The sequence below is a fragment of the bacterium genome, assembly GCA_030648955.1.
In the GTDB taxonomy this organism is placed as follows: Bacteria; Patescibacteriota; Minisyncoccia; order Phycocordibacterales; family JAUSHB01; genus JAUSHB01.
Window position 1 is genome coordinate 1 of record JAUSHB010000007.1, and the last position, 15,981, is coordinate 15,981.

General features: G+C 43.9%; 9 protein-coding genes. All 9 read right to left on the minus strand.

What is annotated here, in order from left to right; translation table 11 throughout:
* The coding region (locus tag Q7S11_01240; protein ID MDO8572376.1) for a hypothetical protein at window positions 1-244 on the minus strand (244 nt) is incomplete at its 3' end.
* A complete protein-coding gene (locus Q7S11_01245; GenBank protein ID MDO8572377.1) occupies window positions 241-681 on the minus strand; it encodes an Imm44 family immunity protein in 441 nt (146 codons plus the stop codon). The genes Q7S11_01240 and Q7S11_01245, both read right to left, overlap by 4 nt.
* 4 nt (window positions 682-685) lie before the next feature.
* Window positions 686-8,275: a SpvB/TcaC N-terminal domain-containing protein gene (locus Q7S11_01250; protein ID MDO8572378.1), complete on the minus strand. Its 7,590-nt coding sequence runs from the start codon at window positions 8,273-8,275 to the stop codon at window positions 686-688.
* 137 nt (window positions 8,276-8,412) lie between these two features.
* Window positions 8,413-9,699: a carboxypeptidase-like regulatory domain-containing protein gene (locus Q7S11_01255; GenBank protein ID MDO8572379.1), complete on the minus strand. Its 1,287-nt coding sequence runs from the start codon at window positions 9,697-9,699 to the stop codon at window positions 8,413-8,415.
* A 21-nt stretch (window positions 9,700-9,720) separates the two neighbouring features.
* Window positions 9,721-11,352 (minus strand): hypothetical protein, encoded by a 1,632-nt coding sequence (locus tag Q7S11_01260; GenBank protein ID MDO8572380.1) that lies wholly within the window; start codon window positions 11,350-11,352, stop codon window positions 9,721-9,723.
* A gap of 31 nt (window positions 11,353-11,383) precedes the next feature.
* A complete protein-coding gene (locus tag Q7S11_01265) occupies window positions 11,384-12,970 on the minus strand; it encodes a glycosyltransferase family 39 protein (GenBank protein MDO8572381.1) in 1,587 nt (528 codons plus the stop codon).
* A 23-nt stretch (window positions 12,971-12,993) separates the two neighbouring features.
* Complete coding sequence (locus Q7S11_01270; protein ID MDO8572382.1) at window positions 12,994-13,908, minus strand: glycosyltransferase; 915 nt, start codon at window positions 13,906-13,908, stop codon at window positions 12,994-12,996.
* 1 nt (window position 13,909) lies between these two features.
* On the minus strand, window positions 13,910-14,797 hold the full coding sequence (locus Q7S11_01275) for a glycosyltransferase (GenBank protein MDO8572383.1): 888 nt from the start codon (window positions 14,795-14,797) through the stop codon (window positions 13,910-13,912).
* On the minus strand, window positions 14,794-15,978 hold the full coding sequence (locus tag Q7S11_01280) for a glycosyltransferase family 4 protein (GenBank protein MDO8572384.1): 1,185 nt from the start codon (window positions 15,976-15,978) through the stop codon (window positions 14,794-14,796). The genes Q7S11_01275 and Q7S11_01280 overlap by 4 nt, the downstream gene beginning before the upstream one ends.
* Window positions 15,979-15,981 lie beyond the last annotated feature (3 nt).

A 15,981-nucleotide genomic window follows, 5' to 3' on the forward strand; every position in this document is an offset into this window, starting at 1 on the left:
CAGTCTGGTTGCCGTTGTTGTCGTAGGTGAGGGGGGTGGTGGTGATATCAAGCGGAGCAATAGCATACGCAATAATGTCTTCCGTAATGGGAGTGACGGCAACAATGAAAGGTGGGTCTTCAGTGGTGAGGAAGAAGTAGATGGGGATGATATTTTCACCACTGACAGCCTCACCTTCTTGGGCGAGAGAAAGAGATGGGGTGAAGAAAGAGAGGATGAGGATGGCGGGGAGGAGGTTTTTCATGGCGCTTTTTGTTCGTTTCGTTCTCGTATGTCTTCTGCTCCTAAGTTAAACAGGGAAAGGATATCCGCTTCCAACTTGTCACCATCAAATCCTTTTTTGATTTTTCGTTTAAGATCCCTAATGGCATGAAGGATGTTTTCGATAAGAAGACGCCGCTTACCCTCGTCGTCGGCATTGATAAATTCGTTGTAATCTATGGCAAGGCGATAGTCGGTTGATTTATCTTTTTTTCGGTAAAGCTTGCGTTCTTTGTAGCTAAGAGACACCTGAAATTGAAAAGAAAAGATTGTTGGAATAATGTCTAAACTTTCTACAGCATCCCCATAATCGTTTTCTGCCATCAATATATTAATTTTTTTCTCAATTTCCTTACTGATTAAACTAAATTTTTCTGGGTGAGCGTCGTGACTCACCTCACCTGTTATAAAGAACTTCATAGATTTACCAGTCACTCATATTCAACGGTGGACGAATTCCGTTGTACTGCAGTTTGTAATCAAGAATCTGATTATGCTGCCAGTCGTGAATGTCGCGTTTAGTACCAGTAACTTCTGGCTGAAACTTATAATTATTTTCTTTCAAGAATGTTTTAGAATATCGCTGGTCCGGTCTTGTTGTTTCTCCGTACTTAAGAATATTACCTTCCGTATTTCTTAATGTATATCCCGTATTTAATTTCGTACTCTCCAAACTATTTCCATGTACCGGTTTAATTTTTTCCGCAACACTCTGACTAATAGTTTTGCTTGTGTTGAGTAATGTATCAGCACCCCTAGTTTCTGAAATTAATTTTTGTGTTCTTGCTATCGCCCCAAATGCCGGTATGCCAGGTATAAGCCCGGTTGCGGAGAGCGAAAGACTCGCACTCGCTTCTTTGATCCCCTGTCCTGATGAAAGCGCGTTGCTTAATCTGTAGAGGTCAATCGCAATTGCGGCGAGAGTAATGCCAAGATCAACGGGGCTTATCGCCTCTCCCGTTGGATCAGCATACCGCAGAGGGTTGTTTCTTGCATAGCTGTACGAATTCTGCTGTTGCGGATCAACAAGAAGTCGAGGAGTAATTTCAGACACTCCTATGCCGAGAAAGGAGGGGTCTTCAGAAATAAATTGTCCTCGATTCCCATCATAATACCTCGCCCCCATGTAGTTGAGCGTGGTCTCGCTGTCATACTCCGTCCCCGCATACTTCCTCTGCTCTGCATACCCATTGATTCTGTCATCTGTCCGTATCGATCCATAGGGCAGGTAATCAGTCAGCTCTGCAACATGAGCTCCACTGTCTGAAACGACATTGCTCCCCGTTAAGTGGTCCGTGTGGTCGTAGTAGAGTATTCCATTCCCCCATCCTCCCTTTACGGTAGCAAGCATGTTGCCGTTGAGAAAGATGTGCTTTATGGGAGTGGGTCCGCTGATGTTGTAAAGCGTGTTGGGGTAGTGAGTGGCGCTTGATCCTTGCGCTATCACAGCTCGTTCATTGTTCGAATCGTAGGAGTATGAGCTTGCCGCAGAGTTCACGGTACTATCGGTCATTCTGTTGCGATAGTCAAAGGCGTAGGTGGAACTTCCGTTACCAGTCTGGTTGCCGTTGTTGTCGTAGGTGAGGGGGGTTCCTCCTATGGATGTGGGGGCGTGAGGGTTGGCGTAGTTTGTTCCTGCGTAGGAGTAGTTTCCCGCTCCTGTCTTTGAAGTGAGATTGCCGAGGGGAGAATATGCGTAGGATTCTGAGAAATTCACGGTGACAGCATTCGTGGTCGAGGCGGAGGTGAGGCGAGAGAGATCGTCATAGGTGAAATTGACACTCTTTTCCGTTCTTGTATTTGATGTATCATCGATCTTGGTGATATTTCCATTTGCGTCGTAGGTATAATGAAGATCCTGCACCCTGTTCCCGCTTGTAGTGAAGTAATCTCGTCCGTTTGTCCAGGGACTTGCATTGTCCGAGCTGTCCCAGAGCTTGATACGCCAGAAGTACTTCTTGCCGTCCATGGGAAGCGTGGGACCAACATAAGTGGAAGAGGCGATGCGCGCACCTTCGGCTGTTTGAGGCGAGAGCGCGGTTTTTGCAGAGTCCCAGAGAGGAGAGGAGAACGAGCCGCCTTTTACTATGACCTGCACTTGATATGCCGAAGCGGTTTCTCCCGCCCCGTCGGGGTCGTCGAAGATAGCGGTGAATTTGGGAGAGACGGTAGAGATTTTGGTGTTTGTTTTCTTCCAGAATTTGACGTTGTCGAAATATACCGTGCTTGTAGCAACGCCAAGCTGGAACACAAAACGACCTTGGTTATCTCCTCCGCTAGAAGTAATTTCGATTACATACTTGTTCCAGTCCGGATAAAGAGTAAAGGTCTGGGCGGAAGAGAAGGTATTGTATGGGTCATGGTTTTGGCCGAGGATAACAGAAACATCGCGCGTTACAGAGGCTTTAGCGTCAAAGGTAAGCATATAGGTTGTAGAGGTGGCGAGAGACACTTCCTGATTCAATTGAACATACCAATCAGTGCCAGACTGATTGACAATCGTTTTGTTTGAGCAGTCGCCGGAATAGGCCACAGCGCAGTCAACAGAGTTCGTCGCACGCGATGATCCGCCGTTTGCCCAAAATGCCCATGGGGATGAGCCATTCTCAAAGCCGGGATTCGTCGTCCGCGTAAGCTGATCAGGCACGAGCTCCACATCGTCTATCCAGTAGGTGGCGGCAACAGCTCCTAAGCCGAAGTAGATGCGAGAGTTTTCGTCTATGCTCGGCGCGGAAGATGTGAAGCGATATTCGTACTCTTTCCATGCGGGAGAAATCGAGACGCCGGTCTTCGCTATGCCGTAGGTGAGATAGTTTCCATAGTTTTGACCAACATTGAATTCAAATGTGGTTGTGGCGGATGCTTTTGCTTTAAATTTGAGGATGTAATTCATCCCGGGATCGATGCGGAGGATGTGGGAAAGGGTTGGGCTCCATGAGCTTCCTGCAGTAGGGACTACAATTTTTTCCGAACAGGTCCCCGAGTATGCGACCGTGCAATCTTCACTCCGTGTTGCCCCCGAATTGGTCCAGAAGCCCCAAAAATTAAAACCATTTTCGAATGAGTGATTGTTGGTGATGGACTCGGAAAGCCAGAGGTTTTCAGTATTCATATTATCCGACTCAGTGGGGATACCAGCACCCAGAAGCATTACACCAATGTATTCTTTCGGGAAGAAAGGTAAAGGGGTTGGTTGTTCTATATTCGATTTTTTTGACATTTCGTTGCTGAACTTCCGCTCTTCTGGAGAAACGGGTTGAGAAAATGAGATGGGTGGAGTGATAAAAGTAAAGACTTCATCGCTCGGATGTTTCTCCCCTTCTTTTTTCCAGGAGCCTTCCGTCTTTAGCGTACGCTTCATCGATCCGGGAAGATTATTCTGGTCAACGGGTGATGAGAAGTCGGCAGGAGCACCTCCTTCTCCGGCACTCGACATCATCATGAGAGCGCCAGAACCAGAGCCTTGATCGCCAGTAATGTCGGGAAGGATGGTTACGCGATCTGATAGCCGATAGAGTTTTGCGGCATCATATGTATTCGTAGTCGTTGCGCCATTTGCGTAGACGATCTGTGTCTCGAGACCAAGAGGATTGTAATCTATCGACTTCGTAATGTTTCGAAACGAGAGCCAATTTCCATCACGCTGTTCTACTTTGTTCACAAAACCAGCATTACCATAGGTATACCGCGCTTCAGAAGTATCGGGGTAGGAAATGAGGGTTTGATTCCCTTGTCGATCATATGAATATGCAGTGGTATAAACTGAGCCATTGATTGTCTCCGTTTCAGAACCAAGGAAACCCAGCGGATTGTACGTGCGTGTGGTAGTGACAGAGGTGGTGGTCGCCGAGCAGAGACGCGTCTTACCGTTAGCGCAAGTGTCATAGCCATACGTGATTTCGGTTCCTGACGCACCGGTGTAATCTTCGGTAAGTGCGCGATTGAGTGAATCATAAACATAGTTGACCGTTTGATTTTTTGGATCAACACTTCGCGTCATGTTGCTTGCATCATCATAGGTGTACGTCCATGTACCGTAACTTCCATCACTTGTCGCATGCAAGTCCTGCGCAGTGAGACGGCGCCCGAGTCCATCGTAGGTGAAGTTGCGAACGTTTCCGTTTGCATCCGTAATTTTGGTGAGATTTTTCAAAAGGTTGTACTCGTAGGTTGTGGTGTAATTGGAAGCCCCATCACGTTCAACAACCGTCGCGAGATTGCCATACGCGTCCTTGGTGAAATCTTTTGTTTTGCCGTTCGCATCAGTCGTTGTTACTTTCCAATCATCATAAGCATTCGTGGTGTTCCCCACTGCATTTGATGCCTGTGTCACACGACCAAGCGCATCGTACGTGTAATTGGTGTAGAGCGCTGTAGTGCCTGTGGGAGATGTTTTCGCCGATCCAGTGGAAAAATATGGGAGCGATTCTTTATCAAGAAGCCCGCGATTATTGTACGCGAAGTCTCTTGCGCTAAAATTACTTCCTTCGGCTTGCGCTCTCGTCTGAAGAGTCCGCCCGAGTCCATCTTTGTACTCATATGAATCCGTTGAGGTGGCGCTGTTGAGATAGCTTGTCTTTTTCATGGAGACAGCAAGCGGAGTATCCGTATAGGTGTAGAGGGATTTTGTAACGAGTGTTGTCGGCGTTGTAATATCCGGCTGTTTTTCTTCCTTCACGCGATCAAGACCGTCATATGTTGTTTGAAAAACACGGTTGTTTTCGTCAGTCAGTTGTTTAACGTTGCCGGAAGAATAGTCGTATTGGAAACCGCGCGCCTGCGAGAGCGCGTTGGTCGAAGTCGCGACAAAAAGATTGTAGGAGTCGTAAATATAATTTGTGGCATTTCCTCGCGCGTCTTTTTCTTGTGTCACATTGCCATAAGTGCTGTCATATATTTTAGTCGTACTTGCGTACAACGAACCAGTTTTCCAAAGTTCCTGTTTTGTAAGGTTCCCTTTTTGAACGGAGCCGAAAGCCAGATTGTCATAATAATTTTTTGTTTCGCTTACCTTTGTTCCGGATTGATTAGTAAGGGTTGATTGAGATGGTGCCCCCGTGACGGCGTATGACCCGCCGGTGGCATACGCAAGTGTTGTTGTACGTTTGTCATTCCCCGTGTCGCTCCACGTTCCCCATGTCCCGTCGCTCGTATTTCCTGTCACCTCGCCCCAGTTTATCGTGGAAATAAGATTGCCGGTAGATGTGGCATAGTCAAATGAGGACGCGCTATCTTTGTGCGAAGAATTTAAATCGTAATCATACTGTATGGCATCTTTGAGATAGACAAGAGTACGTCCCCCGCCGAGGTCTTTCTTCTCCCATCTGTTTATAGCTATGTTGCTCGTGCCAACTCCCGGTGTGATTTTTTGGATTCTCCACGGCCGATACATCTTTGCTTCTATGTCATCGTATTCGCCCTGTGCGTAGCTATTCCATGGGTAGGGACTGTAAATATTATCCCCGTTTCCTTGATGGTAATTTGTTACCATGTAGTTGTTGAGAGAATCTATCTCGTCCACTTCATCGAATCCTCTGAATTTCCTATTCTGCCAGTCTGTCTGAAACTGTCCGCCAATAAATGTATAGGTTGTCGTGGCTACCGTAGCCCCAAGTCCGGGGTCGCGAGCGATTGTTTTAACTACGCGAAGAAGAGAAGTCTCCGCGTCAACTCCTTTATATGTTGCCAAAGTATTTCCACCCGAGGGAAAAGTAACGCTTGTCAAAACATCAACAGGATCCCCACTGCTTATGTAGTTATTTTTGGTGGTATTGTATCCCCCTCTTACGAAATCCGGAATGCCGTCATAATTTGCCTGAACCATCCGTACTCCAATATCTCGGTCGCTCGTATCAAGAAAATAGGGGATACTGCCAGCACCGATCGATAGGTCAACCCAACCCCATGGATCGCTTCCGGCGCCGGTACCTCGGTTAATATAAAAATGTATTCCCCTGGTCGGCGTAGAAACAACAAAGTCGATGAGCCCATCAGAGTTAACATCGGTCATTCTCGTGCCGATGTCTTTCCCATTGGCTCCCGTAATTTGAGGTCCGGCATATTGTGATGTATTGGGAATGTCGCTCGTACTCCAGTTTGTTCCGCCTCCGAGATTAAAATTAACTCTCGTAACCGTGGAGGTATCCGTTCTTGTTACAATGTCATCGAGACCATCGCCGTTCACATCCATAACTCTTGCTCCGTAGTCGTTACCGTTTACATCTACAAATTGTTCTGGATTACCAAAAACACCTACCCCGTCAGCCCACCCCGTACCATCGGCTTTATTGAGAAATAAATAATATGAAAGTCCTGCTTTTCCACGAAGATAATCGGGATATCCGTCGCCGTTGAAATCGCCGAAACGAATGCCATTATCATTACCGTCAGCGTCTACAAGATAGGGGGTATTGGAATAAGTGGTAGCTACAAAACTGGTGCCAGACCTCAAATAGACAGTATTATACAAGGGGTTCGGAAAACCATCTTTTCCAAGAACGATGTCTGTATGGCCATCGCCATTCACGTCAACAAGCGCGGAGCCGCGATCATTGCCTGAAGAGTCGACAAGAGCCGGAGCAGTTTGAGAAACTGAAATACCCGACCATGAATTTTGATATTCGTAGCCAGACGGCGAAACCCCTTCTTTTAAAAGGAGCGAATCGCTCAGTGAATTATTATTGTAGTCTAAAACGCGAAACCCTGTATCTTTCCAGTTGACATCGGTAATGTCGGGTAAATTCCACGGCGAGTCAGTAGTCTGCGGCCAGCTTGTGTTACTTGCCTGATATGTAAACGTCATTGGTGGCAGTGCGGTCGGCGTACCGGCTTCGTCGTAGCCGGTTTCTGTTACAGACTGAAGCAAACTTTTCACGCCGTTATGACCTGTTGTAAAAGCAAGAACGTATTTTTTCACCAGATTCCCGTTGAATTTTATGTCAATCTCTTTTATGCGATAAAGTGTTTTTACTAGAAAACCATATTTATAGACAATAGGATTATCGGAACGGCTTTCGGTGACAAAGCTCACTTCAAAAAGGCCTGACAATCCCCCGTTCCCCGTGTAAGTTATCTTTGATGGATATATCTGCGCATTATCTTTCGTGTATTCATACTTCATAAAATTACCATTCGTATCGCGCATTTCTTCAAGCATCCAACGGTAGACTTGTGAGGAATTGTTTGGATTAGAGAGACGACCAGTCGTTGTTGTGCCAAAGGTGTATTTCACCCCCGCCTTATCAGTCATCGTCCATATTGAAGTTGAGCTGGCAAATGAATAGTTTCTGAAGCTTCCATCGTCAAACTTCGCTCCATAAGTCGATGAGCTTGTCGTCGAAAGTTCTCCGTCAAAAGAGGAAATGAAATATTGCTGGCTGTAAAGATCTTCACTCCCACTTTTGTTCATTCGTTCAATAATGGGAATGTTGAGTGACCATCCGAGCCCAAAAAGATTTTCACCATCCCGGTCTTGGCTTTTATAGGAAAGCTTGAGACTAGGTTCCACTCCGTTTCTCCCCGGAGGAGTCACGATTGGAACGTCTTGAGTAAACGCCCCGGAAACATGTTCCGGTTCGGGCAAGCGTATAGAGTCAGAATAGCTATTGAGCCATTTATTTGCAGCCACTGAAGCAAGTGCAGATACGCCACCGGAAGATTCCTTACCCGCTGGTATTTTGTCTTCTGGTACTATTTTTGTTCCCGGCAATGTTGCAGCTTCGTTTGACGGAGTGTCACGAACTGGCTTGATTTCTGGAAAGCGTGGCAATCCCAAAAGCGACCATTCTTTTTCGGATGGTCCGGCAATAACATCTTTCTTCACAGGAGCAGACGACTCAATTACAGGAGAGGGTTGGGTAGGATTAGCCTCTGTATCAACGGGAAGGTTTGCAACTTGCCCGAAAACCGAGAGAGGAGAGGCAAATGCGAGTGAGAATAAAACGAATGAAGCAAGGAACTTTTTTCTCGCATGAGAAAATCTGACAAGAGACTGGGTCGTATCTCCTCTGTTCATATTTATATACTACTATCTTGTAATACCAGAATGATAGCATTTGAAAGGAAGGTACGCAAAAGAAGGTTGTGCTCATAATGACGTTAGGCTTTACTATATAAAATTTGGAAGCAAGGCTTCCAAATTCACTCTCACGCTCAACGCAGAAATAGCTGGTAGTAAATTTTCTTAATTTCGTACCATGGCGATGCATGTTCAGGCTCAAGATAAAAATCTTTTTGCGTGGAAGAAGCGATGTCGGCAGGAAATACTACCGTCAGATTTTTGTAACCTTTATGGTTAACGGTAACAGTTCTCTGTGGGTCCAACAAAAACATGTTGTATAAACCTGCATCGGTCTTGGTTGAATATGATGTGCTCGCAACGGCAATGTCTACTCCATCAAGTGGCTCGCCGAGTGAATTGAAAACAGTCCCATAAATACGTGGCGCGGTAAAATAAGTCTTGAGAACATGGTACGCCAAGCGCGGTGTTCCACTGTCATTCATAAGCGCCGTTGAACCGTCATTTAAAACCCAGTAATTTACAAGTGGTATTTCCTCGTTTCGGATGTACAATTCATCAAGCAGTTTTCGCACAAACTCTGCTTGTGACTTTTCTGTCATATTGCCATTGATATCTGGTATTGGAGCGCCGAACTCACCAAGTCCGATGCGAGCATTGAGCGTTTTAGATATTGAATCCACGTCCTCTCCAAATTTCTTTACAGAATTTACATAGTGATCAATGAGAATAACTCCGCCGAGCAAGCGTGCTGTATCGGGATCAAGAATTTCGCGAGCAATATCAGCATTCATGGTGGGACGGATAGCAATAGATTTCCCCATCGCATTAAACTCACGCTCTGCGATTGAGCGTTCTTCGATAAGAAACTTGGTGAATCCCGCCCTGTCGCCCGTTGCCCGCGGATCACCCTCTCCCCCGTTCTCACATTCCGGACATGGAGAAAATATGTCTCCGTCAACAAAAAGTTCGTGGTTTTTTACTAAAAATGACGCAAGAAGTTTTTTGTGGTCGGAACGATCAATCTTCTCGTACTCAAACCACCCTTCCCAGCCGGAAAAATTACCACGAAACCAAACCGAGAGATTGTTTTTTCTTGCAGAATTCACCCATCGCGTAAGTATCGGGGCAAACTCAGGATCATACGGAGTGCCAATTGCCACATGAGTCGCACCCATTTCACGTATGAGGCGCATCTGCGTATCTATGACCTGTTCAAACGAAACGTCATGAAGTGTTTCTCGCGCCTTATCACGAGAATATTTCATCGTGTCTACCGCTTGCACCAGAAAAAGATTGTTTTTATTGTTATTGGTGGGTGGTGGTTGATATTGGTGCGCTTGAGAAGCGTTGAACAAATAGACAGCAAGAAAAACGGCAAGAATTCCAATTAAAAGTAATTTTATTTTTATTCCGCGCATGTAATTTTCCAAGTCTATCGCCTAGTTATCAATTCTCCTGAAGATGAGAATATCTTCTGAAGTATATACTTTATTGAAATATTTGAAGAGCCGCGCGTTCGTTTGCCGATCTTCGTATATATTTTTCCAGAGAGTGTCGTTTTGCTGCATAACAATCCAACGAGCATACTTTTCCGGTTCAATAAGCGATTCTTCCCAATAGGGTTTATTGCCGATATAGATTACATCTTTCATGTGAACAGGAGTACGAATAATACTGATTGTTCGAGCAAAATCGTCTGTGAGAAGTTTCCCATGATCATAATTATCTTCAAGCCATTGTTGCGCATCTGGCATTTTGGCAATGGCTGACGAAAGACCCGAAACACTGTCATCGAGCGATAAAACCGGAGTAAATCCAATATAAAAAAGTGCGGACTGAAGAGCAATGATGCCAATTATCATAACACGCATTGCGAATTTCGCGCGATAAAACAAATATCCGATAAAAAGCGCAATGAGAGGAAGCATCATAACGCCATATCTCACATTAAAGAGCGTCCACTCAAATGTTGTTGGTGTAATTCCCGGGATAAATATGACTGATTGTCCAAGGTAGAGTGTCAATATATTGAATATAAATGGTACCATCAAAATTAAAAATATGTAACTGCGGTATTGTGTTCTCTTGCTCAAGAAAAACAGAATCATTCCGATCATTGCGGCTAACGACAACACGAAACCGCTACTCTCGACACTGGTAACGAAATAATAAAGAAATGCCACATCTAAATGTTTATACGCGGGCAGTTCTCCGCGCGCGAACCATGAAAGTTGTTGAGAGTTTGCCGAAAACTCACTATGCGTAAAATAAAGCGGGTCACCGAGAATTAAAAATCCCCACAGGATCCAAAGCGCGATCCCAAAAAACGCCATAGTCGCAAACATAATCAATCGTCCTTCAAGCAGTCCCCATCGTTCTCCAAATGTACGGTCTGTTGACGGGATAAATACATTTTGAATTTTGCGCGAGACATTGGACCAATCGACTCTGATCTTATAAGGAAGATAGTGGAGCACTAAAATCCCTGCTTCCATGAGCACAAGTCCCCATCCGTCATAACGGGAAAGCGATGCGCAAAATCCGAAAAATGCCGCAAGAATGAGCATCAGGAGATTACTGTCATCCAAAAGAAACGATATAAAGTAATAACTTGAAAGCACGAAGAAAACGATCAGCGTAAGCTCCGTCATAGGTGTCGACTGCAGATAAAGAACGTTGGGGTTTATAATGAAGACTAGTGAAGCAACAAAGGACGCCCCCGAATGTTTAGTGAGAAGAAATGCTAGTTTATAGATATAGATAGCTGATATTACAAAAGCAATTCCCGAAATTATGGCGCCGGCAAGTCCCGTGCGCCATAAAACGTCGAAATACACAAAAGGAATCAACAGAATATGAGGCAAAGGCAACCATATTCCTCCAAGTTGTGCAAAGCCCGGCGTCAAACTTTCGATGACTCGTTTGGCAATATTCAAATGCGATTCTGCGTCGCCATACGAAATCGTATACCCATAATAAAAAGAATATGCCGTTGCGAGAGTTGCCATGAATATCGAAATCCATGTGACCCACTGCAGTGGCGTAAGGCGCTTCACAAACGTTGTGAACATATCCCCATATCGCGTTTTAATGATAACATTGCTATTCATGGTGGTAGTGGGAAACAATGAGCGTTATTGCGGCAATAACAGCAATCGTTATGTATATGAAAAGAAAATAATCAACAAGAGATATGTGCTCCACAAAATATGTTTTATACATGAAACTACCGCTTTTCCCCTCCTGAAGTAAGGGGATGTTTTTGAGAAAATTAAATGTTTTAATCGGTAAGTTCAAAGCCTCTGATTTGGTGGGAATCGCGTTTGTAGTGAGTGCCCCCAAGAGTGCGACGGCGGATGAGTATAGAAAAAGATTAAACGCAAGAATTTTTTGCATCGCCGATGACTGCCGTTCAAAAAGCGCCACTCCGGCAAAAAGCGAAAGCCATGTCATCGAGGGAATGAGATACCTTGGCCCATACGCCCAACCACCCCATGGATCACCCCATGAGGCATAGAGAAATAGGTTTAATGCGATCAACGATATCGGAACAATGTATATTGCGGTGTGTTCTTCCTTTCTTCGGAGAGCATACGCGATTCCAAAAAATGAAATTATGAATATTGGTGTGAAATACAAAAGCCCGCGTTCATCAGAAAATAAAAGCACATAAAAACCGTTGGGGATGTTTTTCTCAAAAAAAGAAGCTGTGAGAGTTTTTTCTTTCACCGACACCGGAGCACCTGCGCGGGTCTCTTCCAGAACACGTGCGACTTGAGTTGAGGTACTGGCAACAATCGTGGGCAAACGTGGCGTGGTGGTTGCCGTTATTTGTCTATAGTTTGGCAATGTCCCCGCAACATTATTCCAACCCCCATAATAATGAGCGTTATGCAAAAAATGAAGTCCGGTGACCGCCACAAATGCGAGTGCAGAAACAATCCCCGCCCATCGAACGGATACACTGATCCCCTCCTGCACTTTTTTTATTCTAAATGTTGAATATGCAAGATAAAACATTATCGGAAGCATCAAAAGCGCGTTTGGATAGTCAACAAAAATAGCGAGCGCATAGGCAAGCCATGCATACGCCGCATAGAGCCATGAATATCGAGAATTATTTTGAGAAAATCGCCAGACGGCATAAAACGAAGTCACCATAAAGCATGCCGTGAAAGCATTTTGATAAAGCGTTATTGCGTAACTCCACGATGTTGAGCCAAATGCATACATAATAACAGTAAAATAAGATATCGCCCGTGGAAGTTTAAATATTCGCCGTGCAATCAAAAAAATAAATATCAACGTGATAATGCTTACCAACGATTCCGCGGCAAACGTAGAAACTTGACCCAATCCGTATTTGCTTCCCCAAAAATAGAACGGTAATGTAAAATACGCGACGCCCGGTGCAAAGAAGCTATAATATTCACCATTATAAACACCGACATCGGGATACGCGACATCCGCCCATTCCTTGGTAAGTTCAAATGTTCCATGCTCTGCCATACTCACGACATGCACATATCGCCCACGCTCCGGTGAAAGTTCAAAAGCGCGAGTCGGTAAGTCCCAATTATTCTTGAATTGATTTGCGGCAGGATTCCCGTGTGAACCACGCAACGTAAGCGCATACATCGTAGCGCCCAATATGACAATAGAAACAATAATAGCAATGTCTTTTTTCATGTGGTCTGTTATAGCAGAATGCGTCAATGTTTCTTGGTGGAAACAGCAATGTTCCACAGTGGAGTCATCGCTTCTCTGACGTGAAAAAGTGATACGGTCTTTGGTATTACCAAAAATAAAACATACGCAAGCACTTCGATTGGGTTCTTTACCCAAAATCGTAAAAGTGTTTTTAACCTATGGTGAGTTTTAATAACGTAAAATTGACTAACAAATCCCTTGTCAAAATTTTGCTGTTGGATCCGTTCTGATCCATGAAATCTGATCATTTGTTTTACATAGTCAATATACGAAGAAGGTTGTGAATAAAAAACGGTCGCATTGGGCGCAAATGCTATACGGTGATTATGCTTTTTACAGTAGAGAAACGGAAACGCATCGTCCGCGCTTGCGTTGGGGAATCTCATTGTTTTATATAATTCTCTTCGAAACGCACGGATCGTTCCTTGGCAATTATAAAGTTCTGCGTTGGGCGTATTCTTTTTTAGATCTTCCCACATATCCCAACCCACCGTAACTATTTTTTGGATTAAATTTTTCGGTGGCAAAATATCGGCAGATCCAAACACAGCTTGAGTGGTAATATTATGTATCATTGGCGTAAGGAGCTCTTCCAAGAGATTTTGAGAATGGACATCAATATCTGCATCAAACAGTACGACAATATCTGTGTTTATATGATTGAATATTTGATTGATTCTGGCAGGTTTTCCAAGTCTATCTCTATCATGAAGAACCGTCACGCGAGCATCTCCCGTAGATGATGCTCTTGAAACCGTATGATCTGTAGAACCATCAGAGGCGACTATAATTTCTTTCAACAGAAATACCTTGTCGTGTTGACTAAGTAACGATTTGAGAAGAGGAAGGATGGTGTGCTCTTCGTTATAAGCAGGAATCCCTATGGCAAGTGTGGGTTTTTTGGTTTTATTGTTCATGTTATATTTTTTTTGAACTCGTTGCCATATCCCAAGTTGAAACAAAAGAATCTTTTTGGTGTGTACGGACAATCATTGACATAACCACAAAGGCACCAAAAAGAATCGGGTGAAATAAAAATTCTTTCACCATAGATTTGATAAAAAGCGAGCGCGGAATAACATATGCGTGTTCCGCATCCTGTCCAAAAAGTTTAACAACAGCATCTTTCCCCGCAAGAAATCTTGAGCTTTGCTTAATATGGTCGGAAAGATTTGAAGGACAACGAAATACCGCTCGTGGGTAATCCACTGAAACAAACCTTAAATGATTTGTTGCGCAGTACATATACGAGATCGCGTCATAGGGACAATCATTGGGACACTGAAACATTGCATAAAGCTTGCGAGAAAAAGCTCGTGCCGGACCAAAACAGGTATAAAGATTATTACCTTGATTTATTTGTGAGAATACCCCCTTTTTCCACTCATGATTTCTGCTCAATATTTTTTCAACAAACGTTCTTGGTGTAGCTGGCAATAATGTCGCACTCGTTAAACCAACCGAAGAATCTTCTATGATCGGCTGTATGAGTTTTTCTATAAAGAATTCGTTTTCTGGCAAAATATCCGCATCCAGCATTACAAGAATATCGCTTTTTACAGAACCCGTAATAATATTCTGTGCATTGCACGAACCTCGTCTTTCGGGTAATCGCCTAAGTTCCACATGAGATGCAGAGAAAGACAAAACGATTGCGTCAGTCCCATCAGTGCTTGCATCTGAAACCACAATAATATCGACTAAGTGGGCAGATTTAATATTCTGCTCAAGAAGCGCAGAAAGGAGTGGGCCGATGTTTTCTGCTTCGTTGTATGCCGCTATTCCTATTGAGAGTGTGGGTTTCATATGGTTTTAAGATTTTCTAAATAAAAATCATTCATTTTTTTCGCCACATCTTTCCAAGACTGCCCTTTTCCGAACAGAATGTTCGCCGCTCGTATCTTTTGCACCGTGGAACTATTTTTCTTATCCAAAATCCATGTTATACGTTCGGCAACATTTTTTTCATTGTGGACAGAAAGACAAAATCCATTAATCTCGTCTTTTACCAAACCCGGCAAGCCATATACATTGGATACAATACATGGTAGCCCTTGGCTCATTCCTTCACGCACAACATTGCACCCACTCTCCCATAGCGCCATATGCACCATCGCAATAGCATGACGCATGAGATAATACTTATCTACGCCGCGAACAACTCCTGCAAATATAACACGATTTTCAAGATGAAGTCGTTTTATAAGCAACGCGAGTGAATGTTGATACTCTTCGTCCTGCAATTGTCCTACGATAACAAATTTTATATCTTCGGGTACATAAGCGAGGCTTTTAATCGCAGTCTCAAAATTTTTAATCGGATACACTCTGGCAATTTGAATGACATATCGTCCATACGCTTGCACGTCTTTCTTAATTTTTCCACTAGCCAATTTTTCAATATCTGTATATGCCTCATCTTCCAAACCATTATCAATAAGATGAACCTTGTCGTTTTTAATAAATTTTATTTCTTCTGAACGTTCCCATCCCGAAACTGCACGCACGCCATCGACCGTGGCATTGATAAGCCATGCGCCCAACGTATAAGTATAAATTTTTTTGATAAAGCGACTGAACGGAGGAAACATTGACCATTCTGGACTAAATCCTCCGTGCGGAGTTACTATTAGAGCAAACGTTTTTTTACCCATGAGTTTGAGGTACAGAGCCTTAACGAGATAGCGAACGAAAAAAATATCAAAATTATGGAGAGCGATAACATCGATATTTTTCCAATCTATCTCGGGATTAAACCCGAACATACCAGTTTGGTAACGCTTCACGGTGAGGGTGTTTATTGTCTCCTCGGGGGACAAACAATCTTTTTTTACATAGGTATCTTTGGATGTGTGAATCGTCACATCCCATCCAAAGTCCTTTTGAAGTGTTGTGTATGTTTGCATGATATTATTTTCTATGCCCGCTACGACAGGGTGAAAATACTTGGTAATCACAGCAACTTTTTTTCTTGGATGTGCGTTCATATT